15 protein-coding genes are annotated in these 22,589 nt (G+C 63.8%); 10 read left to right on the top strand and 5 right to left on the bottom strand.

Annotation, left to right across the window (positions count from 1 at the left end):
- Positions 1 to 50: 50 nt before the first annotated feature.
- Together AC20117_RS17435 and AC20117_RS17440 are read left to right on the top strand one after the other, a co-directional pair.
- Entirely contained in the window at positions 51 to 1,268 is a 1,218-nt protein-coding gene (locus AC20117_RS17435; RefSeq protein ID WP_083339871.1) for a DUF4192 domain-containing protein, read from the top strand.
- A 304-nt stretch (positions 1,269 to 1,572) separates the two neighbouring features.
- The gene (locus AC20117_RS17440; protein ID WP_101632632.1) at positions 1,573 to 2,811 is read left to right on the top strand and encodes an RNA polymerase sigma factor; all 1,239 of its coding nucleotides are present in this window, start codon (positions 1,573 to 1,575) and stop codon (positions 2,809 to 2,811) included.
- A gap of 97 nt (positions 2,812 to 2,908) precedes the next feature.
- Here AC20117_RS17440 and AC20117_RS17445 read toward each other — a convergent pair whose 3' ends face one another.
- A complete protein-coding gene (locus AC20117_RS17445) occupies positions 2,909 to 3,130 on the bottom strand; it encodes a DUF7455 domain-containing protein (protein WP_074702574.1) in 222 nt (73 codons plus the stop codon).
- A 267-nt stretch (positions 3,131 to 3,397) separates the two neighbouring features.
- On the opposite strand from AC20117_RS17445, the gene AC20117_RS17450 reads away from it, so the two are divergent.
- On the top strand, positions 3,398 to 5,509 hold the full coding sequence (locus tag AC20117_RS17450) for a DNA gyrase/topoisomerase IV subunit B (protein ID WP_074702573.1): 2,112 nt from the start codon (positions 3,398 to 3,400) through the stop codon (positions 5,507 to 5,509).
- A 68-nt stretch (positions 5,510 to 5,577) separates the two neighbouring features.
- Here the strand turns inward: AC20117_RS17450 and AC20117_RS17455 are convergent, their stop codons facing one another.
- Positions 5,578 to 6,531, bottom strand: a complete 954-nt coding sequence (locus AC20117_RS17455) for a M56 family metallopeptidase (protein ID WP_074702572.1) — start codon at positions 6,529 to 6,531, stop codon at positions 5,578 to 5,580.
- A gap of 6 nt (positions 6,532 to 6,537) precedes the next feature.
- Positions 6,538 to 6,924 (bottom strand): BlaI/MecI/CopY family transcriptional regulator, encoded by a 387-nt coding sequence (locus AC20117_RS17460; protein WP_074702571.1) that lies wholly within the window; start codon positions 6,922 to 6,924, stop codon positions 6,538 to 6,540.
- Between the two features lie 194 nt (positions 6,925 to 7,118).
- Between AC20117_RS17460 and AC20117_RS17465 the strand changes: the two genes are divergently transcribed.
- The 4 genes from AC20117_RS17465 to AC20117_RS17480 are packed head-to-tail and all read left to right on the top strand — an operon-like array spanning position 7,119 to position 14,112.
- Positions 7,119 to 8,705 (top strand): cytochrome ubiquinol oxidase subunit I, encoded by a 1,587-nt coding sequence (locus AC20117_RS17465; RefSeq protein ID WP_074702570.1) that lies wholly within the window; start codon positions 7,119 to 7,121, stop codon positions 8,703 to 8,705.
- Between the two features lie 46 nt (positions 8,706 to 8,751).
- Positions 8,752 to 9,771, top strand: a complete 1,020-nt coding sequence (gene cydB / locus AC20117_RS17470) for a cytochrome d ubiquinol oxidase subunit II (protein WP_074702569.1) — start codon at positions 8,752 to 8,754, stop codon at positions 9,769 to 9,771.
- Positions 9,768 to 13,121 (top strand): thiol reductant ABC exporter subunit CydD, encoded by a 3,354-nt coding sequence (gene cydD / locus AC20117_RS17475; RefSeq protein WP_074702568.1) that lies wholly within the window; start codon positions 9,768 to 9,770, stop codon positions 13,119 to 13,121. Before cydB ends, cydD begins: the two co-directional genes overlap by 4 nt.
- A 4-nt stretch (positions 13,122 to 13,125) precedes the next feature.
- Positions 13,126 to 14,112, top strand: coding sequence for a GNAT family N-acetyltransferase (locus AC20117_RS17480; RefSeq protein WP_074702567.1), 987 nt, complete (start codon positions 13,126 to 13,128; stop codon positions 14,110 to 14,112).
- Positions 14,113 to 14,210: 98 nt separating this feature from the next.
- Here the strand turns inward: AC20117_RS17480 and AC20117_RS17485 are convergent, their stop codons facing one another.
- The gene (locus AC20117_RS17485; RefSeq protein WP_074702566.1) at positions 14,211 to 14,729 is read right to left on the bottom strand and encodes a methyltransferase type 12; all 519 of its coding nucleotides are present in this window, start codon (positions 14,727 to 14,729) and stop codon (positions 14,211 to 14,213) included.
- Between the two features lie 89 nt (positions 14,730 to 14,818).
- Here AC20117_RS17485 and AC20117_RS23960 point away from each other — a divergent pair, with 89 nt between their 5' ends.
- Positions 14,819 to 16,615 carry an HNH endonuclease gene (locus tag AC20117_RS23960; protein WP_074702565.1) on the top strand — a complete coding sequence of 599 codons (1,797 nt, stop codon included), beginning with the start codon at positions 14,819 to 14,821 and terminating at the stop codon, positions 16,613 to 16,615.
- Positions 16,616 to 16,638: 23 nt separating this feature from the next.
- Here the strand turns inward: AC20117_RS23960 and AC20117_RS17495 are convergent, their stop codons facing one another.
- A complete protein-coding gene (locus AC20117_RS17495) occupies positions 16,639 to 19,119 on the bottom strand; it encodes a DNA gyrase/topoisomerase IV subunit A (protein WP_074702564.1) in 2,481 nt (826 codons plus the stop codon).
- Positions 19,120 to 19,166: 47 nt separating this feature from the next.
- On the opposite strand from AC20117_RS17495, the gene AC20117_RS17500 reads away from it, so the two are divergent.
- A complete protein-coding gene (locus tag AC20117_RS17500; RefSeq protein WP_074702563.1) occupies positions 19,167 to 21,875 on the top strand; it encodes a bifunctional acetate--CoA ligase family protein/GNAT family N-acetyltransferase in 2,709 nt (902 codons plus the stop codon).
- A 48-nt stretch (positions 21,876 to 21,923) separates the two neighbouring features.
- Positions 21,924 to 22,589 carry a DUF5998 family protein gene (locus AC20117_RS17505; RefSeq protein ID WP_074702562.1) on the top strand — a complete coding sequence of 222 codons (666 nt, stop codon included), beginning with the start codon at positions 21,924 to 21,926 and terminating at the stop codon, positions 22,587 to 22,589.

Below are 22,589 nucleotides of genomic sequence, written 5' to 3' on the forward strand. Positions count from 1 at the left end.
CGCGCCGTGGGTCTCTGTCCGACGGCATCAGGCTCGGCCAGATTGGGGGAATGAACAAACAAACAATCCATGTGTCCCGGCCAGAAGACATCCTTGGCTACGTACCCCACGCTCTGGAGTTCCAGCCCCGGCAAAGCCTGGTGCTGCTGTCCCTAAACGGTAAACGGCTAGGGGCTACCCTTCGCGTGGACCTGCCGAAGGACGGCGGCGAGGAAGAACTGGCGCGTTTCGCCGATGCTGCCACCGCTTACCTCCGCAAGGACAGCCGGGCGGACAGCTCGCTGCTGGTGTTGTACACCGATGCCTTGGAAAGGTGCGTGCAGTTTCCCCCGTATGAGACCCTTTTGGACTTGCTCCTGACTTCACTCGATGGTGCCGGCATGCCCGTCCGGGACGGGTGGGTTGTGGGTCCGGAATATTTCCGCTGCCTCCACTGCAAGGGGCCGGGTTACTGCCCGGCCGGTGGGCATCCGGTGGAGCGTATCGCCGAAAGCACCATCAACTCTGAGATGATTTTCCGGGGGAGCAGCGTCGCCCCGTCCGTGAGCCAGGCCGTCGCGCTCCGCCGCTCGGAAACCGCTGTCGCGAAGTCTGCAGCTTCAATGTTCAGTGAGAGCAGCGAGATCCTCCGGATGTTTGAGGGGCGGTGGCATGCACCTGAGGTGTTCCGGCGGACCTTGCTCTGCTGGGACACAGCCATCCGCTCTGCGCCCGGACCGGAGCGGATCCCTTTTCTGCTCGCGAGCCTGACTTCGTTTCATGTCCGCGACGCCGTGATCGTGCTGATCTGCCGTGGACTGGACGCTGCCTACGGAGGCGCAGTGAGCAGCGGAGTGTTGACCGGTACCGAGCCGACCGGCATCGATGTCCCTCCGGCGGGCCCGTTTCCCTGCGCGACGTGGAAACCGGGTATGACTTTGGATGCGTACCGGCGCATCTTCGATGCCGTGCTGCTCGGGGACTCCCCGCAGGCCCCGCACTGGGCCAGGGTGGACAGGGCAGCGGATCTTCTCGTCGCCCTTTATGGCGGGTCGGAGGGTCCGTCCAAGGCAGCAGCCGGAACTCTGCTGGCGTGGATTGAATGGGCCCGCGGCCGCGGATCCATGGCGCACGAAGCGCTGGAAATGGTTCTGCAGGAGTTTCCGGACTACGGCCTTGCCCGGCTGCTCAATGACTTCGTCGCGACTGGCACCCTGCCTGTTTGGGCTACGGACCGCGACTCATCGTGGTCCGGTCAGCGGAACGAGCTGCCTGACCGGCATCGCTGACCTCAGGGAAAGCCAGCTGAGCCTTGCCGCCCGCCCTCTCCATACAGTCGCGGCAACACAGGCGAGGAAGGCATTTGTCCGTTCACCAGCGGGGTGAAAACGTGAGACAATGGGAACCGAGACCCGGTCGGGTTCGTGTTGCAAGTGGGTATGACCAGTATGGGAATACCCGCGGCGCAGAGCAGGTTATGTATCGCAGACCCTGCATCTGTGGCTTTTGCTTGAAATCAAACACGGACTTGACAGGGTCATAGTGGTGTTACCCACAGGTATCATCACAGACCGCCCGTATGAAAGGTTCTCTGTGTCACCTGAGAAGAAGACTGCTGCAGTTCCCGTGGAGGAGACTGCTACCGCCACGACGACTTCTGCCTCTCCCGCCGCGCCCAAGCGCCGCGGTCGCAAGCCAGGTGCAGCCGCAGCCAAGAAGGGCCCCGCAGCCAAGAAGACCACAAAAGCCGCTGAGGACCAGACTGACGTTGACGTCGAGGATGAGGACGCCGAGCCGGACGTTATCGACGAAGCGGACGAAGCTGACGAAACCGCAAAGCCTGCCGGCAAAGAAGGCGGCTTCGTCTACTCCGACGCCGACGATGATGATGCTCCCGCCCAGCAGGTAGTTTCGGCCGGAGCCACTGCGGATCCGGTCAAGGATTATCTGAAGCAGATCGGTAAGGTTGCCCTGCTGAACGCAGAGCAGGAAGTCGATCTCGCGCTGCGCATCGAGGCCGGGCTTTTCGCCGAAGAGAAGCTGGCCAAGGACGACGGCAGCATGGAAACGCGCCTTCGCCGTGATCTGGAGCAGATTGTCCACGACGGCAAGCGTGCGAAGAACCACCTGCTCGAGGCAAACCTTCGTCTGGTCGTTTCGTTGGCCAAGCGTTATACCGGCCGCGGCATGCTTTTCCTGGACCTGATCCAGGAAGGCAACCTGGGCCTGATCCGTGCTGTGGAGAAGTTCGACTACACCAAGGGCTTCAAGTTCTCGACCTACGCCACTTGGTGGATCCGCCAGGCCATTACCCGTGCCATGGCCGACCAGGCCCGTACCATCCGTATTCCCGTGCACATGGTCGAGGTCATCAACAAGCTTGCCCGTGTGCAGCGGCAGATGTTGCAGGACTTGGGCCGCGAACCTACGCCGGAGGAACTGGCACTTGAGCTGGACATGACGCCCGAAAAGGTTGTCGAGGTCCAGAAGTACGGCCGCGAGCCGATTTCCCTTCACACCCCGCTGGGCGAGGATGGCGACTCCGAGTTCGGTGACCTGATTGAGGACTCCGAGGCGGTTGTCCCGGCGGACGCAGTCAGCTTCACCCTGCTGCAGGAGCAGTTGCACTCCGTCCTGGACACCTTGTCCGAGCGGGAGGCCGGCGTCGTTGCCATGCGCTTCGGCCTGACCGATGGCCAGCCTAAGACTTTAGACGAAATCGGGAAGGTCTATGGCGTGACGCGGGAACGCATCCGCCAAATCGAATCCAAGACGATGTCCAAGCTGCGCCACCCGTCGCGTTCCCAGGTGCTGCGCGACTACCTGGACTAATCTCCACGGCCAATAACAATGGCGCCGTCCCCCGAAAGGGACGGCGCCATTGTTATTTATGCAGTTATCGGCTGTGCGACAGAGGAAATCCTGAAGTCTATTCCGCAGCCATGGCAGGCGTCTCGCGGAGCCGGCCGGTTTCGTCCTGCCATTCGGCAGCCTTCGAACGCAACTGCGGTTCGTGCTGGCGGGCGTGGTGTCCGCAGAAAAGCAATTCTCCCCCGGAGGACTCCAACACAACTCGGACGTAGGCCTGGGCCCCGCAGCGATCACAACGGTCCATTGCGGTCAGTTCTCGGGTAGCTACTGCTGTTGTCATGACGACCTCCTTACAAATGTGTATGTCCATACAACCACTGCTTCGGGTGTTTTCTTCGCACCTTTGGATCACTTTCGCTGACCGCGTATCACATGTACGTAACGGGGAGGATCTGCTGTGATCCCCGACGCGCTTGCCGAAGAGGTGCACATCCGTGCTGCCAAAGGGGACTAGCCTAGTATCGGTCCTGTATTTTGCAAGCGGCCGCCCGGGGAGCCCCGGGATGTTTGAGTTCACTTTTCGTATGGCCAAGGAGTTCCTAGTTCAGTGGCGCCACCGAGTTCCGATTACACAGCCCGCCATCTTTCCGTCCTCGAGGGACTGGAAGCGGTCCGCAAGCGCCCAGGCATGTACATCGGGTCCACTGATTCGCGTGGACTCATGCACTGCCTCTGGGAAATTATCGACAACTCAGTGGATGAGGCCTTGGCCGGATTCGGCCAGAGCATCACTGTCATCCTGCATCCGGACGGGTCGGTGGAAATCCACGATGACGGCCGCGGCGTTCCCGTTGACGTTGAACCGCGGACCGGCTTGACCGGCGTCGAAGTCGTTTTCACCAAATTGCACGCCGGCGGAAAATTCGGCGGAGGTTCTTACACCGCATCCGGCGGTCTGCATGGCGTCGGCGCCAGCGTGGTCAACGCCCTCTCGTCCCGTTTGGATGTCCAGGTGGACCGCGGCGGCAAGACGTACCAGATGTCCTTCCGCCGGGGCGAGCCCGGACATTTCGCGGACACGGGCAAGCACCCCAGCCCCGATTCGAAGTTCGAGCCTTTCCTGCAGAGCTCCACGCTCGAAGTGGTGGGCAAAGCTAAGCGGGGCGTCACCGGTACACGGATCCGCTACTGGGCCGACCGCCAGATATTTACCGCCGATGCCAAATTCTCCTATGAGGAACTACAGGCCCGCGTGCGGCAGACGTCCTTCTTAGTGCCCGGGCTCCGGGTCACTCTGCGCGACGAACGCCAGCTGCCCGGTACGCCCGGAGAAAACGGGCCGATTGAAGAGGTCTTCCAACATGACGGCGGGATCGCCGAGTTCGTCGAGTATCTCTCCAACGACAGCCCGGTCACCGATATCTGGCGTGTCCACGGCTCCGGCAAATTCAAGGAAAACGTGCCGGTGCTGGACGAAAAGGGCCACAGCCGGATGGCGGAAGTTGAACGCGACTGCGAGGTAGACATCGCTCTTCGTTGGGGGATTGGCTATGACACAAGCGTCCGCAGCTTCGTCAACATCATCGCCACACCGAAGGGCGGCACACACCAGGCCGGTTTCGAACAGGCCCTGCTGAAAACCTTCCGTAAGGTCATTGAAGCCAATTCGCGCAAACTCAAGGCCGGCAACGACAAGATCGAAAAGGATGACGTCTTCGCAGGCCTGACTGCCGTGCTGACCGTGCGGCTGGCCGAACCGCAGTTTGAGGGGCAGACCAAGGAAATCCTGGGTACCTCCGCCGTCCGCAATATCGTCTCGCGCGTGGTGGAAAAGGAAATCCAGGCGAAGCTCACCTCCACGGCCAGGGGAGACAAGGCCCAGTCTGCGCTGCTGCTGGAAAAGGTTGTCAGCGAGATGAAGTCGCGGATCTCCGCGCGCGTGCACAAGGAAACGCAGCGGCGCAAGAACGCCTTGGAAACGTCTTCGATGCCGGCGAAGCTGCTGGATTGCCGTACGGATGACGTGGCGCGTTCCGAGCTGTTCATTGTCGAAGGTGACAGCGCACTGGGGACGGCGCGGCTGGCCCGTTCCTCGGACCATCAGGCGCTGCTGCCGATCCGCGGCAAGATCCTTAACGTCCAGAAGGCCTCGGTCGGAGATATGCTAGCCAACGCCGAGTGCGCCGCGTTGATTCAGGTGGTGGGCGCCGGTTCGGGCCGGAGTTTCCAGCTCGACGCCGCCCGTTACGGCAAGGTCATTCTAATGACCGACGCCGACGTCGACGGTGCGCATATCCGTACGCTGTTGCTCACGCTTTTCTTCCGCTACATGCGCCCGTTGGTGGAAGCCGGCCGGGTGTACGCCGCGGTACCACCGTTGCACCGGGTGGAAGTGATCAATCACGGGTCAAAAGCTAACGAGCTCATCTATACCTACTCGGAGAATGAACTGCTGCGGCTGCTGGCGGAACTGGAAAAGAGCGGCCGGAACTACAAGGAGCCGATCCAGCGGTACAAGGGCCTGGGCGAAATGGACGCCGACCAGCTGGCCGAGACGACCATGGACCCGCGGCACCGGACGCTGCGGCGTGTCGGCATCGAGCATGCCGAAGCTGCCGAGCGGGCTTTTGACCTGCTGATGGGTTCGGACGTGGCGCCGCGCAAGGAGTTCATCGTTGCCGGTGCAGCCATGCTGGACCGCGAGCGGATCGACGCCTAGCGAAGGCCATGCCTGCAGTGCAGGGAAGCCACTTGCAGGCAACGGGGAGCGGAGCCGCCGTTCTGTTACTACCCGGCCAGCCCGGGGGCCAGGAGCAGGACGGTCGGCACAGCCAGAAGCAAGGCCGAGCAGGCCAGCACCAGTGCCTGCGCTGGCTTGCCCAGAGGCGGCGACGGCGACAGTAGCCGGTGCAGCCGGTGGGCAGTGCTCAGGGCCTCAGACTCTTCCGGGGTCAGCAACTCTTTGGCGGGCGCGCCGACGCCGGATGGCCGTTCGCCGCTAGCCACCACGGCAACGGCACGGATCAAGGTTTCCCTGTTCGCGGTTCTGAGTGCCCCGTCATCCGCGAGCATCTCGATCAGTTCGTTCACGGCACGCTGCGCGAGCTGCGATGTCGGCAGCCAGGGAAGCGCGGAGCGCCAGGCAGCAAAGGCCCACAGCAGCAGGTCGTGGCGCTGATTCAGATGGGCGCGCTCATGGTTCAGAACCGCCTCGAGCTCTTCGGGCCGGAGCAGCTCCAGCAGGCCTTCCGAGAGCACTGTTACGGAGCCACCTCCGCCGGGGAGGCAATACGCCACGGGTGCGGGATGGCTGATCACCAGGGTCTTGGGAGAGTTTTTGACCGGAGAACTGAGCAGGTTCAGCAGGTCACGGTGCTTGTTGCGTTGCTTGCGGATCCGGTAGTACGTCAGCAGCAGGGTAAAGACCAGATGTACGCCCAGCAGCAGGGCGGCACTGAGCGCGAACACATGAATCAGGTCCAGGCCTGGTGCCGGCGTGTAACTGACTAGCAAATCTGCCAGACCTTGGAGCCCCGCGAGGAGGTTCTCGCCCAGGGGTTCCAGACCCCAGGTCAGCATGGCGCCGATCATGGATAGCCCGCCAGCCAACGCGATGGCTTGCCACAGTACCAAGGCCGTAACCGGTGCCCGTGCTGTCCACTTTGCCCGCGCGAGCAAAACCGGCACCGGCCACGCCAAAATGACCGCCATGGCGGCCAAGAGGTACGAGGCCCAAAACACTAAGGGCTACGCAGTCAGCAGCTTACGGAGGGTTTCGGCTTCCTGTTCGGAAACGCTGCCGATGAATTTGGCGAGCACGGCCTCGCGGTCCGGCGCCGATCCAAGCACTTCGTTCATTAACTCCACCGTGTGTTCCTCACGGCTGGTCACTGCCCGGTAGCGGTGCGGACGGATGTCCCGTTCGCGTTGCACCAGGCCCTTCTTCTCCAGGCGGGACAACACCGTGAGCACAGTCGTTACTGCCAGTTCCTTGCCATCCGGGCTTGAATCCGTTTTCCGTGCCAGACGGTCACGCAGGGCGTTTGCGGTAAAAGCGATCTCCGCTGGATCTTCCGAGTCGGCCTGCCACAGCAGGTCCATAACCGCGCGTTCCAGCTCCCCAAGAGTTGCCATGTATTTCCTTCGTCCTGCCAAACTAGCTGCTCGCCCCGGCGGCTCAGGCTGCCGGGATGTGGTCTCACTCTCTAATTTACCGCGTTTAGAGAAATTGTTCTACACTACGTAGAAAGATCTACTTCTACGGCCTGTAGAAATGTTTCCCGCCGACGCCATAGCCTGTGCCGGCTCGTCCCGAAGGGGTATTTATCGTGGAAGCCCTGGAAATCGCCCGCTGGCAATTCGGCATCACCACCGTCTACCACTTCCTGATGGTGCCGTTGACTATCGGTCTCGGCCTGGTGGTCGCCGTCATGCAGACGGCCTGGTACCGGACCGGCAAGGACCAGTACCTGCGGATGACCAAGTTCTGGGGCAAACTTTTCCTGATCAACTTCATTATGGGTGTGGCCACCGGCCTGGTGCAGGAATTCCAGTTCGGCATGGCGTGGAGTGAGTACAGCCGCTTCGTCGGAGATGTTTTCGGCGCGCCGCTGGCGCTGGAATCGCTGCTGGCCTTCTTCGTCGAGTCCATCTTCCTCGGCCTGTGGATCTTCGGCTGGGGCCGGCTGCCCAAGTCCATCCACCTGCTGAGCATCTGGGCTGCATCGCTTGCCACCATGGGCTCGGCCTACTTCATCCTCGCGGCCAACTCCTGGATGCAGCACCCAGTCGGCGTCGAAATGATCGATGGCCGCCCGGTCATGGTCGACATCTGGGCCGTCCTCACCAACAACACGCTGCTGGTTGCCTACCCGCACACCCTTTTCGGAGCGTTCTCCGTGGCCGGCGGCTTTCTGCTCGGCATCAGCTGGTACCACCTATGGAAGCGTCGCCGCGACGGGATCGATACCGTGGGCGCCGATGGCAAGGTCATCGTGGGCTCCAGGCCTGCTATCGGCCGCGACGCCGCGGACCACAAAGTCTGGCTGCGCTCCCTCCGGATCGGCGCCGTCGTCGCCATGGTTTCGTTCGGCGGGGTTGCCCTGACCGGCGACCTGCAGTCCAAGCTCATGTTCGAGCAGCAGCCGATGAAGATGGCTGCGGCCGAGGCGGCGTGCCACGACGGGACAGGCTTTTCGATTTTGTCCGTGGGTGACCTGGGCTCCAACAGTTGTGATGACCTGGTTGCCGTCGTTGAGCTGCCCGGGCTGCTGTCCTTCCTGGCCAACGGTGATTTCACTACCGAAATCCGCGGGATCAATTCGCTGCTGCCCGAGTACAAGGAGAAATTCGGGACGCATTTGCCGGACAACCCGATCTACGGCGAGCGTGCCGGAGCCGAAATCGACTATGTCCCGGTCATGGAGGTTACCTACTGGGGTTTCCGGATGATGATTACCTTCGGCATGCTGGCCGCTGGCGCTGCGATGGTTGCGCTGTGGATTGTCCGCCGAGGCACCGTGCCGGAATCCAAGTGGCTGATGCGTCTGGCCGTGTTCGGGATCCTGGCCCCGTTCGGTGCCAACTCGGCCGGCTGGATCTTCACGGAAATGGGCCGCCAGCCTTTCGTCGTCGCGCCGAACCCTGATCCCGACGGCATCGACAACGTCTTCATGTTCACGGCCGCGGCGGTCTCGCCGGGCGTGTCACTGGCCGAGCTCGTCTTCTCGCTCTCGGCCTTCGCCCTGGTGTACGGCGTGCTGCTGGTGGTGGAAGTGAAGCTGCTTTTCGCCTACTGCCGCGGCGGGGTGCCGTCCGCCATGCCCGAGCTGCTGCACGAGGACAAAGATGACGACGGCGACGAGGGCCGCGGCAAGCGGAAGGACGACGACGATGTGCTCGCCTTTGCTTACTGAGGACAACCGCCCGGCCGTATTCGATCCGGACAGTCTGGAGATCTGAATGGAAACCCTGCCCACTCTTTGGTTCATCATCATCGCCTTCTTCTGGACCGGCTACCTGTTTCTCGAGGGCTTCGATCTGGGCGTCGGCATGCTTATGCGCGGTTTCGCCCGCAACAACACCGAGCGCCGGGTGCTGCTGAACACCGTGGGACCGGTCTGGGACGGGAACGAGGTCTGGCTGGTTACTGCCGGTGCCGCTACCTTCGCCGCCTTCCCGGACTGGTACGCTTCACTGTTCTCGGCCCTGTACCTGCCGCTGGTAATTGTGCTGCTCGCCTTGATCTTCCGCGCGGTTGCGTTCGAGTACCGGGGCAAGATGGACTCCGACCGCTGGCGCAGCGTATGGGACTGGGCTATAGTCCTTGGCTCCTTCGTGGCCGCCTTCGGTGTCGGAGCCATGCTGGCGCTGACCACCACAGGTTTGCCGCTGAACGAAAACGGGGACCGGGTGGGTGGCCCCTTTGCCTGGTTTAACGGCTATGCGGTCCTCGGCGGTCTGGCCGTCGTCTTCTTCTGCCTTGTGCACGCGGCTGCGTTCCTGGCGCTCAAGACCGACGGCGACATCAGGGTGCGCGCACGCAAGCTATTGCTTCGCTGGCTGCCTGTCGCCCTGCTGCCGCTGGCGTTGTGGGCCATTGCGGTAGTTGTGGCCGGCGGCAAATCCGTCACCTATGTGACCTTGCTGGTGGCAGTCCTCGGTGCCGTGTTCGCGTGGATGATGGCTCGGCGGGAACGGGACGGGTGGAGTTTCGGGGGCCTGGGTGTCTTCCTGCTGGCGGGTACCGCGACCATTTTCACTGCGGTGTTCCCGAATGTGCTGCCGTCCACCATCGACTCCGCCTACAACCTGACAGTCACCTCTGCGTCGTCGTCGGATTACACGTTGGGCGTAATGAGCGTTATTGCCGCCTTCGGGATTCCCGCGGTACTCGTGTATCAGGGCTACACCTACTGGGTCTTCCGCAAACGTGTCAGTGCTTCCTCGATCCCGGCGGCCCACGCCGTCGTCCCGCAGTGAAGCCGCTGCTTCCAGTCAGTGCCACGAGCAGGCGGGCGCTCTATCTGCTGGGCCTGCTGGCCGCATGCAAGGCGCTCGGTCTCATTTTGCTGGCCGAGGCCGTTGCCAGCGGAATTGCCGGGCTGGCGGCCGGCGACCTCGACTGGCAGCACGTTATGGTGCTGGGAGCGGCCGGCGCCGTGCTGCGTTCGCTGGCCGTCTGGGCTCAGGAAACAGTGGCCCAACGCGCCGCTGCCGGCGTCAAGCAGGAGTTGCGCGCGGACCTGACCCGGCGGATCATCGACGACGGCGGGGCCAGCGCCATTGCCGGGAGCGGCGCCCTGACCGTCCTGGTGACGCGCGGCCTGGATTCGCTGGATAACTACTACAGCAAGTACCTTCCCGCCTTGGTGACCTGCGCCGTCGTGCCTTTGCTGGTTGGTCTGCGCATTCTTGGTGCGGACTGGGTCAGTGCGCTGGTTGTGGTGCTGACCATCCCGCTGGTGCCGGTCTTCATGATTCTGATCGGCCAGCACACCGAGGACAAGGCCCAGGAAGCCGCCGCGGCGCTGGACCGGCTCTCGGACCACCTGCTGGAACTGGCCCGCGGGCTGCCGGTGCTCGTGGGGCTCGGCCGTGCCGCTGCGCAGACGCGCGCGCTGAGCGACGTTGCCACCGAGTACCGCAGCCGCACCCTGGCCACCCTGCGCGTCGCGTTCCTGTCTTCGCTGGCGCTGGAACTGATTGCCACTATTTCGGTGGCCGTGGTCGCCGTGTTCATCGGCGTGCGGTTGGTGCACGGCGAGATGCCGCTTGAAGCCGGTTTGCTCGCCCTGATTCTGGCTCCCGAGTGCTACCAGCCGCTGCGCGATCTGGGCAGCGCGCACCATTCCAGCGAGGACGGACTTGAAGCACTCAAACGCAGCAACGCGGTGCTCGACTCGCCCGCAGGCCGGCCGCTGGTGTCCGCCAATGCGCAAACGGGCTCGGGGAACATTGCCGTGTCGAACTTGAATATCCGGTACCCGGGGCGTGCGGAGGCGGTGGTTGATGGGCTGGACTTCACCGTGGCTGCCGGCGGAATCGCGGCCCTGGCCGGCCCCAGTGGCTGCGGTAAAACCTCTGTCCTGGAAGTGCTCGCCGGCGTGCGGCGGGACGGGGCGGGCGCCGCGGTTGACGGCTCCGTGGCGGGAGTCGGCAGGGACCAGATTGCATGGATTCCGCAGCATCCGGTGCCGGCGGAGCTGATGGTGGCGGACGAGATCGCCCTGTATGCCGGCCTGCCGGCTTCTCCGGCGGGGCGACGGGCTGCCGAGCGTGCGCTGGCACAGGTCAACGGGGCCGGTTTGATCGACGCTGCCACCGGTGACCTGAGCCCGGGCGAACTGCGGCGAGTCGCCGTGGCCCGCGCCCTGGCCCGGATAGAAAACGTGCCCGGAGTGCGGTTGCTGCTGGCAGACGAGCCGACCGCCCACGTCGACGCAGCCAGTGCCCGTGCCATCGAAGACGCCCTGAAGCGGCTGCGCGGAAGCGTCACCATAGTCCTGGTGGCTCACGATCCTGCGACCGCAAGACTTGCGGATCAATTGATCGAGATCGGCGCCGGCACAAGCCCGGCGGGCGGAGTAATGCATCCGGTCCTGGCCCCGGCAACCGGACCGGAAGCCGAAGCGGCTCTCGCTGACCATGGCACCGTCAACGAGAGCCACCGTGCCCAGCGACCGTCCCTGTGGCGGAACCTCGTCATGCTCCGTCCCTGGAGCAGGCAGTTTGTGGCCGCGCTGTTCTTCGGGCTGGGCGCCACGCTGTTCGCGGTCTCGCTCAGCGGCCTCTCCGGCTGGCTGATTGTCTACGCCAGTGAGCAGCCGCCGATCCTGTACCTGATGACATCCATTGTCGGGGTGCGTTTCTTCGGCCTGGGCCGTTCCGTGCTCCGCTATCACGAGCGGCTGCGCCTGCATGATGCCGTCTTCGAAAGTACGGACCGGCTGCGCACGCGCTTGTGGAACGGGCTGCTGCAGCGCCCGGCGGGCTGGCGGAAACTTGCCCGGGGCGGGGGAGCCCTGGAGCGGCTGGTCGGCGACGTCGATGAACTGCGCGACATAGCCCCGCGTGCGGTGTTCGCGCCGTTGGTGGGAGTCTTGACCGCCCTGGCCTCGTGCGTGGCCACCGCACTGCTGATGCCGTCAGGCCTGGTGTGGCAGATTCTGCTCGCCGTCGTCGGGATTCTGGTGGCGCCCACCCTGACCCGCCTGGCCGACCGTTCGGCGCAGGCCGCGACGATCGGATTGAAAGGGCAGTCGCTGAACGCTTTTGCACGGCTGCTGGGCGCCGCGGCGGATCTGCGGGCCAATGCCGCGGATGCCCCGCTGTTGAAACGGACCCGGGACCTGGATTCCAGCACGACGGCGGCGCTGCAGCGCAGTGCCTGGGCTCAGGGACTCGGCCAGTGCGTGACCGTCCTGGCCTGTTCGGTCAGCGCCGTGGTGATGATCAGCCAGTCTGCTGGAACGGTGCCGGGAGTTGCCGCCGTCGTTATTTTGATGCAGTTGGCGCTGGTCGAGCCCTACGCGGCAGTCAATACCGCCGTCCAGCAATGGGGCGCCTGGCGTGGGCTGGGGGAGCGCGTACTGCCGGAACTGGGTACCGAGGACATGCCCTCCAGCAGCACCGAGGCGTCCCGGACGCGGGGGAAGTTCGCCTCGCTGCGCCTTGAGCAGGTCGCTTACGCCTACCCCGGGCAGTCCCGTCCCGTGTTCAGCGGGCTGGACCTGGAGCTGCGGCCGGGGCAGTGGCTGGCAGTGACGGGACCATCCGGCAGCGGGAAGTCCACCCTGCTGGGCGTGCTGCTCGGGTTCCTTGAGCCGAAGCAGGGCCGGTATCTGGTGAACGGCAAGCCGGTGGAGTCCGCCACCTCCGGCGCTGAGCGAGGCATTGCCTGGACGCCGCAGGAGTCGCACTTGTTCAACTCGACTTTGCGCGCCAATCTGATGCTGGCGCGCAGTAAAGCCGATCCTCCGTCGGAGGCCGAGATGCTCAAGGCGATTGACGACGTCGGCCTTGGTAGTTTCGTGGCAGGCCTGCCGGAGGGACTGGACACCCGTATTGGGCCGAACGGACATTTCCTTTCCGGTGGCCAGCGCCAGCGTGTTGCGGTGGCCCGTGCGCTGCTGACCCACGCGGAGGTGCTGCTGCTGGACGAGCCGACGGCGCATCTGGACCGCGAATCTGCCCAGGCGCTGCTGGCCGACCTCCGCCGTGCGCTTGCGGGCAAGGCGGTAGTCATGGTCACGCACCGGCCCTCCGAGGCGGAATCATGCGAGCTGCGGCTGGAACTGGGTTCCCCGGCGCAGCTGCCTGCCTTAGCCTAAAGGCATGAGCAGCCCGGCGCTTCCTGACTACCTTGACGCACGCTTGGACTGGCGGCCTATGACACCCGCCGACATCGACAACTGGCATGCCTTGATCCGGCGTATGGCCGAAGTGGATAAACCGGTGTGGGTCGAAACGCGCGCGGACCTTGAAGAGGCCTTTGAATCCGCCGCGAACGACCCTTCGGTGACCACCCTGATGGGGACCGACGCCGACGGGACTGCCCGCGCGGTCGGCAAGGTCAGGGCCAACGCCGGTTCGGCTACGGCGCATACCTGGGGCGGGGTAGATCCGCAGTGGCGCCGGCGCGGGATCGGGCGTGCGGTCTACCGCTGGCAGGAAGAATGCCAGCGCCGTCGGTTCCTGGACGCCGGCATAAGCGGCGGTGTCCTGCGCACGTATACGGAGGAGCGGGACCATGCGCACAACGCACTGATGGGGGCCGCTGGCGCGAAGATTGTCCGCTATTTCACGGAGATGACCCGCTCGCTTGCTGATCCGATACCGGATCTGCCGCTGCCGGATGGCTATGTCTTCGCCACTCTCAATCCGGACCAGAGCGAAGCGATACGATCTGCCCACAATGAGGCCTTTGCCGACCACTGGGGCAGCGAGCCAAAGGACGAGCAGAAATGGAAGTTTCTGGTGAGCCACCCGCAGCTCAAGCCTGAATGGAGCATGTCCATCATCGAGCCTGCTACCGGGGAAACTGTTGCGTACCAGTTGGCGAGTTTCGATCCGGACTACCGCCTGCAAGCCGGGCATGACGAAGGATTCACGGACCTGCTCGGCGTCCGCCGGGCCTGGCGCGGCCGGAAATTCGCTCCGGCCCTGCTGGCTGAGGCCATGCGCCGTTTCAAAGCCGGCGGCATGGCGAACGCGGGGCTGGGCGTAGATACCGAAAATCCGAGCGGGGCCCTGGGCCTTTACAGCCGGATGGGTTACGTGCCGACCAAGAGGGATCTGGCCTACGACAAGCAGCTCACCTGACCCGATGTGGACTGACCCGGTATGGGCTGGCTACGTGTGGGTTGGCCAGGCGTGAGTTGCCCTGTTATGAATTGCCTGATGGAAGAGCCGGCCCGGAGTCAGCCGTTAACGTCGTGCAGGTGATGGAGCACGTCGTGCAGAAAATATGCGCCCAGACTGGTTACGGTGAAGATCGAGCCGTTACTGCGCACGCCCTGGCGTTCCCATTGATCGACTACGACGGCGTCGAAGGCAGCCGAAACGGACAGCGCGGCGTGTTCAAGCTCTTGCGAGACCTCACGCGGATCCTGCCGGCCGTAGTCGTTCTCAATGGCCGCGGCATCCTGGTTCCAGTCAGCGAAGTTTGGATTGTTGCGGGACAACATCAAGGCCAAGCGATCTTCGAAGACCTTGCAGACATCGCGGACATGGGCCGCGTACTCCAAGCCGGACCAGATCGACTCGTTGCTGCGCTCAGCGACTTGCGGACGGCCGAGGACGGATTGCCAACGCGGGATGGTTTCCCTGACAGCAGAACCTACCTGGCCCGGCGTAACGCCCGTGGGGTCAAAACCACAGTCCGTGCATGGCCGCTCGGTAACCCAGGTCCAGTCTTTTGTGTCAGGAATGATCGCCATGCGGCCAGTCTATCCAGCACCACCTTTCTGTTATCCACCGCCGGATTGAACGCTTGTGCCCTTCATCACTCCGCGATAGAATCGAATGTATGTTCGAGTCAATCGTTCCAGCAGAGATGGATCCGGTGAAGCCGGTCCCCGGCGACCCGGGTGCCGCCCTGGTCCGCTCAATGATCCTGGAACTGGCTAACATGGACCCCGACGTCTCCGAAGGCGTACGGATCGACCGGATCGCCGCCCTGGAAGAACTCAAGGCCGCCTCGGCTGCGGGGCAGGCCCGCGAGACCGAGGCGTTCGCGGCCTCCCGGCGGGAGGCCCGGGCCGCGGCCGGGGTTCCGGCGGAGCGGCGGGGCCGCGGCCTGGCGAAGGAGATCGGCCTGGCACGCAAGGATTCGCCGAACCGGGGCGGTAAGCACCTGGGGATGGCGACCACGCTGATCCGGGAGATGCCTCACAGCTATAGGGCGTTGGCGGAGGGCCGGCTGAACGAGTGGCGGGCGACCATCCTGGTCCGCGAAACCGCGTGCCTGAGCGTGGAAGACCGCGCCCGCATCGACCGGGAGTTGTGTGCTGATCCGAAGACGCTGCAAGGGTGCGGGGATAAACAGATCGGGGCGATGGCGAAGCAGGCCGCGCTGCGGCTGGACCCGTTGTCGGTGGTCCGGCGGGCCGCGAAAGCCGAAAACGAGCGCCATGTCTCCTGCCGTCCGGCGCCGGACACCATGGCGCAGGTGAGCTGCCTGGTGCCGGTGACACAGGGCGTGGCCGTCCTCGCGGCCCTGACCAAGGAAGCCGACCGGCTGAAGGCGCAGGGCGACGAACGCTCCCGGGGACAGCTGATGGCCGACATCTTCGTCGAACGCGTTACCGGCCAACCGGCGGAGAACCCGGCAAAGATCGAGGTGCAGCTGGTCATGACCGACCGCACCCTGTTCCAGGGCGATTCCGAGCCGGCGCATCTGGCCGGGTACGGCATCGTCCCCGCGCAATGGGCCCGGGACCTGCTCCGCACCGCAGACACCGACACCGACGACACGAACGGCAGCGCCGGCACGGACACCACCGACGCCGGGAACCCGGTAAATGGTGCTGCCAAGGACGAAGGCGGTGCTGGCACAGCCGATCCCGGCACCGGGGACGGCGCTACGGCATCCGGCCCGCCAGGAACTGGCGAACCGGAACCGGTCATCGATACTGCTGCCGGTAACGGAGATACCGGCGACAGCGACGCCGGCATTACAGGAGAAGCCGGCACGGCGACCGGGCCTCCCGGTTCGAAGCGAAGAGCCCCCGGCGATGCAGGTGATGCGACGGAGGTGGAAGTGTGGGTCCGCCGGCTTTACACGGCGCCGGGCACCGGGCAGCTGCTCGGGATGGATTCGCGGGCAAGGTTGATGCCGGCAGGGATGCAGCGGGTGATCCAGGCCAGGGACCAGCTCTGCCGCACACCCTGGTGCGACGCGCCGATCCGCCACCACGACCACGTCGTGCCCTGGCGCAACAACGGGGAGACCACAGAGATCAACGGGCAAGGTTTGTGTGAAGCGTGTAACCTGGCGAAGGAATCCGACGGCTGGCACGCCCAAACCGTCCCCGGACCGCGGCACACCGTGGAAACCACCACCCCGACCGGACACACCTACCTATCCACCGCACCAGCACTGCCCGGCACACCACCGGCAACCGAGCAACCTGACGAGACCCTAGAGCCGGCGCTCAACACGCACTTGAGGGCGCTGTCGCCCGAAGAAGAATCAGTGCCTGTGCCACAGGGAGCGCCGCCCCTCGAGTCGGCGGAAAAGTTGGCCGCAGAGGAGCGGCTCCCATCCCCGGTACATCGCGCTATTACCGGACGCGTTGACTTCATCTACTACCGGGCGGCGTGACCGACAAAGGCTCGCGTATCCCGTCAGGACAAGCTCGGACCGACAGCTTCCACCGTCTGCGACAACGGAATGCCGGAGCCGTCCCGGCGCCCATGCTCGGTGGGGAGGGAACGAGTCACACCGCTGGCCGCGGAGGCCTTGGCCGGACCATGGCCTGCCCAGCCCAAGCTGAGCTGGTCTTCGCCCTTGAGGAAGCGGTGCGCCCTCACTCCGGCAGTGGCCCTGCCCTTGGCCGGGAATTCCTCGAGGGCGGTGACCTTCACGGATCCCGGAGACGTGCCAGGCAAGGCTTGCGCCGTCGTAGCAATAGTGACGACGACGGCGGCGTCATCGTTAGGATCCACGGCACCGAAGAACACTACCTCGTCGTCTTCAGTCAGCTTGATGCCAGCCATGCCGCCAGCCGTGCGGCCCTGAGGTCGGACTGTGGCTGCCGGGAAGCGCAAGAACCGTGCCTGCCTGGTCATGAAGACCAGATCATCGCCCTCGGCAGCTGCTGTAACGCCCACGATATAGTCCTTGGGCTTGAGCGAAATGACTTCCCAGTCCTCACGGTTGAGCGGATAGTCCGGGCTGACCCGCTTGACGATGCCCCGGGCCGTACCAATGGCGAGAACAGCATTCAGCGGCGCTAAGGCCACCAAGGTTTCACCCTTGGCAAGGGTGATGAATTCGCGAGCAGGGACACCACCGGTCAAATTCGGAACTCCCGCGGCTGGAGCGAGGGCCGGCATATCCACTACCTGCAGCCGGAGCATACGTCCCAAGGATGTGACAGCGGCAATCTCGGCGCGCGCTGAGGTTTTGACCACTGACGTGAACACATCGTGCTTGACACGTTGGCCACCGTCCAGCAATTCATCCTGATTGGCAGTTCGGGCTAATTGTCCCGAGGCCGAGAGGATCACCCAGCAGGGATCGTCGGCGATTTCCAGCTGGACGGGTACTTTGGTTCCTTTTTTGCCTGCAGGTGCCGCGGTTGCACCGGTAAGAGCGCCTGTGGCTTCCGATTCGAGCAGGATTGTTCGGCGGGGAGTGGCGTATTTCGCCGCGACTTCGCCAAGTTCATCCGAAACCAGCTGGCGCAGTTTGGACTCGGAGTTCAGGATTTCTTCCAGCGCCTCAATCTCCTGGCGCAGCTGCTCCTGCTCCTTCTCCAGCTCAATCCGGGAGAACTTGGTCAGCTGCCGCAGCCTCAACTCCAGGATGTGGTTGGCCTGGATTTCCGTCAGGTCGAAGACCGCGATCAGGCGCTGCCTGGCTTCGGCAGTTTCTTCCGAGGCGCGGATGATCTGGATGACTTCGTCGATATCGACGATTGCGATGAGGAGGCCCTCAACCAGATGCAGGCGGTCCTTCTTCTTGCCTAACCGGAAGGCAGTGCGCCTGCGGACCACGTCGATGCGGTGGTCCACGTACACCTGCAGCAACTCCAGGAGCCCCAGTGTCCGTGGCTGGCCCTCTACCAGCGTGACGTTGTTGATGCCGAAGGAATCTTCCATCGGCGAATAGCGATACAGCTGCTGCAGGACGGCGTTCGGGTTGAAGCCGTTCTTGAGTTCAATGACCAAGCGCAGGCCATGGTTGCGGTCGGTGAGGTCAACAATGTCGCTGATGCCTTGAAGTTTCTTCGACGTCACCGCGTCTTTGATCTTTTCAATGACCTTCTCTGGACCAACCATGTAGGGCAGTTCGGTCACGACGAGCCCGGTGCGTCGGGCGGTGAGTTGTTCGACCTGGACAGTGGCCCGGGTCTTGAAGGAGCCCCGGCCGGTGGCGTAGGCGTCCCGGATACCATCAAGGCCGACAATCTTGCCGCCCGTGGGGAGATCGGGTCCCGGCACGAAGCGCATGATGTCATCCAGCTGCGCGTCCGGATTCTGGATCAAGTGCTGGGCTGCGCCAATAACCTCGCCGAGGTTGTGCGGGGCCATGTTGGTAGCCATACCGACAGCGATGCCGGAGGAGCCGTTGACCAACAGATTGGGAAATGCCGCCGGGAGGACTTCCGGCTGCATGATCTGGTTGTCGTAGTTGGGCACGAAGTCGACGACGTCTTCGTCAAGATGGTCTGTCAGTGACAGCGCCGAGGCGGCGAGCCTGGCCTCGGTATACCGGGGTGCCGCAGGTCCGTCATCGAGCGAACCGAAGTTGCCGTGTCCGTCGATCAGCGGCATACGCAGTGCAAACGCCTGGGCCATGCGCACCATGGCGTCGTAGATGGCGGTGTCGCCGTGCGGGTGCAGCTTACCCATGACTTCACCGACAACACGTGCCGACTTAACGTGCCCGCGGTCCGGGCGAAGGCCCATCTCGCTCATCATGTACAGAATTCGCCGCTGCACGGGTTTCAGGCCGTCACGGGCGTCGGGCAACGCACGCGAATAAATCACCGAATAGGCGTACTCCAGGAACGAGCCTTCCATCTCGGCCGTGACATCTATATCAACGATGTTCTCGGTGTAGTCCGGTTCGTCCTGGACGGTCTTCTGTCGACGGGCCATGTGAAAAGCTCGGGTCCTTACTGCTTATTAACGGTTACAGTGAGTCTATGGTGGAAGAGGCGCAAACCCCGGACTATCCAGAATACTGGGAAGCTGATGTCGTCCTTCGAGACGGCGGTACAGCGCATTTACGCCCCATCGTCCCGGAAGATGCAGAGGCTCTTCAGGCCTTCCACGTGGGTCAGTCGGAGAGCTCGATCTACCTGCGTTTCTTCACTTACAAGTCCAAGCTCAGTTCACGTGAGCTGGCGCGTTTCACCAACGTGGACTATAGCAACCGCGTCGCCTTTGTCATCACTATTGCGAGCGAAATCATCGGAATCGGCCGCTACGACCGGCTGGATGATCCGGCGGAAGCCGAGGTTGCGTTCAACATAGCTGATACCCATCAGGGTCGTGGTCTCGGATCTATCCTGCTGGAGCATTTGGCCGCCGCCGCCCGGGAAAACGGAATCCGCAAGTTCTCGGCTGAAGTGCTGCCCGAGAATCGCAAGATGATCACCGTTTTCAACGACGCCGGATACGAGGTCCGGCGTCGTTTTGACGACGGGGTGGTGATGCTTGAGTTCGACATCGACCCCACGGAACGATCCAGAGCTGTGATGGAATCGCGCGAACACCGTGCAGAGGCGCGCAGCGTCGCCGCGCTGCTGGCGCCGTCGTCAATTGCCGTCATCGGGGCCAGCCGCGAGTGGGGCAGTGTGGGTTATTCACTGCTGGAACACATCGTGGAGGGCGGTTTCCATGGGACCGTTTATGCCATCAACCCCCAGGCCTTCGAGCTCGGTGGCATGGTTTCCTACGCCACAATCGCCGAGGTACCCCACGAGGTGCAGTTGGCCATCATCGCCGTGCCTTATGAGCAGGTTCTCAAAGTAGTGCAGGAATGCGCTGACGCCGGTGTGAAGGGTCTCATCGTCGCCACCGGCGGATTCGCAGATGACCGGGTTGAAGGACTGTCCCGCCAGCGGGAGCTGGTCCGCAACGCCCGCGCCAACGGCATGCGGGTGATCGGACCGGCATCGTTGGGCATCATCAACACCGATCCCAAGGTGTCGCTCAACGCGTCGATGGCGCCGAAACTGCCGAAGCTCGGGCCGTTGGGACTGTTCAGCCAGTCAGCCGCAATCGGCGTGATGCTTTATGCCGCCGCAGCACGGCGCGGGCTGGGACTGTCTTCCACGCTTTCGGCCGGAAACCGTGCAGACGTTTCCGGGAACGACGTCATGCAGTACTGGGAAGATGATCCGGCTACCAGCGCCGTCGGCCTGTATCTGGAGTCCTTTGGCAACCCCAGAAAGTTCTCGCGCATCGCCCGGAGGCTCTCCCGGAGCAAGCCGGTCATCGTGGCGAAATCGGACCTCATGGGCCTTCAGCTGCCGCCCGGACACCATGTGCGGACCACGCAGGCTCCACAGGGCGCTTTGGACGCGATGCTGCGCCAGTCCGGAGTCATCCGGGTCGGCACCAATGAAGAACTGATGGACATTGCCCAGATCCTCGTGAGTCAAGCGCTGCCGCAGGGGCCCGGGCTGGCGGTTTTCAGCAACTCGCTGGCACTGGGCAAGGTAGTGGCGGACGCGGCCGCTACCCACGAAATGAAGGTCTCCCGCCTGGAAACGGGCCTGGACCTCAATACCGGCCAGTCCGTTGCCCTGGATCTGCTGCGCACGAAGCTGATGGAGGCACTGCGCTCACCCGACGTGCATTCCGCCGTCGTTACTCTCCTGCCTGCCGTTGGACTGGGTACCGATGATGTAGCAAGGGTTCTGCAGGAATGCTCGGCGGAAGCAGGCAAGCCGGTGGTCGCGGCCTTTACCGGGATTCTTGATCCGGCGGTGAGGGTTGAAGGCCTGCTTGCTGCCGATACCGCGGGGCAAGCCGGGGCGCGTCAGCCTGCCGTCCCCAGCTACTCAAGTCCCGGTGCCGCAATCGCTGCGCTGTCGGCGGTCGTCCGCTACACCGAGTGGCTGGCCAGGGACCAAGGCGAAGTTGTCGAGCCGACTGGGCTTCGCCGTGACGAGGCTGCCGGGCTGATTGACAGCCTCATCGAAGGCGTCTCCGGGGCGCGGCTTGTCACCATGACGGCGCAGCAAGCCGGCGAGTTGCTCGCGTGCTACGGGATCTCGGTGTTGCCGTCGGCGGGGTTCACCACGGCGGACGAAGCGGTAGCTGCTGCCAACTCTTTGGGCTGGCCGGTGGCGCTGAAAGCCACTGATGAGCGGCTGCGCCAGCGGCTGGATCTGGGTGGCGTGCGGCTCAATATCGTGAATGCCGAATCACTCCGGCACAACATCGAGCACATGCGCCAGACCCTGAAGCCCTTTGGCGACATCGGCCTGGAGATCCAGGCCATGGCGCCGTCCGGCCAGTCCTGCACGGTGCGGGCGATCGAAGATCCGCTGCTGGGGCCGGTGGTGTCCTTCGGGCTGGCAGGCGACGCAGTGAACCTGCTGGGGGACTGGTCCCACCGGATCCCGCCTCTGACCTCGGTGGACGTGGCCGACCTGGTACGCGGTCCACGGGCGGCAACAAAGCTGTTCGGATATCAGGGCCTGCCGGCGGTGGACGTCGCCTCGCTCGAAGACCTGATCAACCGCGTGGCCCTGATGAAGGACGACCATCCAGAAATCGCCCTGCTCGAATTCAACCCCGTGCTGGTGTCGCCGCAGGGTCTGACGGTGCTCAGCGCGGACCTGCGGTTGGCCAACCACGCCCAGCGGACGGACAGCGCGCGCCGCGCGATGCGGGACTGAGACGGCGCGCAGTTCGCTTTAGCTGACCGGCTGCGCAAAAATGGTCCCATGAGCCATTTTTCAACCACCGAACGACGCAGCCTCGACGAGGACCTGAACAGGGCAGGTTTCTACCCCGTTATGGTGGCCGATGTGGTTCATGACGCTCTCGACGAGCGCGAGCCGCTGTCCCACGTGGTGCACCTGGAGACCCATTTTGACCGCAACGAGGTGCACCGCCACATCACCGTCCTGGTCCTGACCGAGGACATGCTGGTGATCACCCATGTCGACGACCAGCAGCTCGACGACGCCGGGCACCAAATGGTTGCGCAGATCTCCACGGAATCGGTTCCGGTCAGCCAGATCCGTTCCGTTGTGCTCAGCTACATCTACGCCCAGCCTCAGGACTACAAGCCATCGGATCAGGCCCGGGAGCTCACGCTGGCTATCGCCTGGTCCGGCGGGCAGCGCCTGGATATGGGCCCGGCAGGATGCGCCGATCCGCAGTGCGACGCGGACCACGGCTACACCGGCAATATTGTGCAGGAAGACATCGTCCTGCGGGTCAGCGCCGAAGCGGACGGGGCGCAGGCCGTCCAGAATGCCAAGAGCTTTGCCCGCGCGCTGCGGAAAGTCAATACCTCCACCCCGGTCCCGGTCCGGGCCACGGAAACCGTGCAGCCGCGCCAACGCCTGGGGACCAGGCTAGCCCGCGGACACCACCAGCGCTAG

The sequence above is a fragment of the Arthrobacter crystallopoietes genome (assembly GCF_002849715.1).
Taxonomy (GTDB): domain Bacteria; phylum Actinomycetota; class Actinomycetes; order Actinomycetales; family Micrococcaceae; genus Crystallibacter; species Crystallibacter crystallopoietes.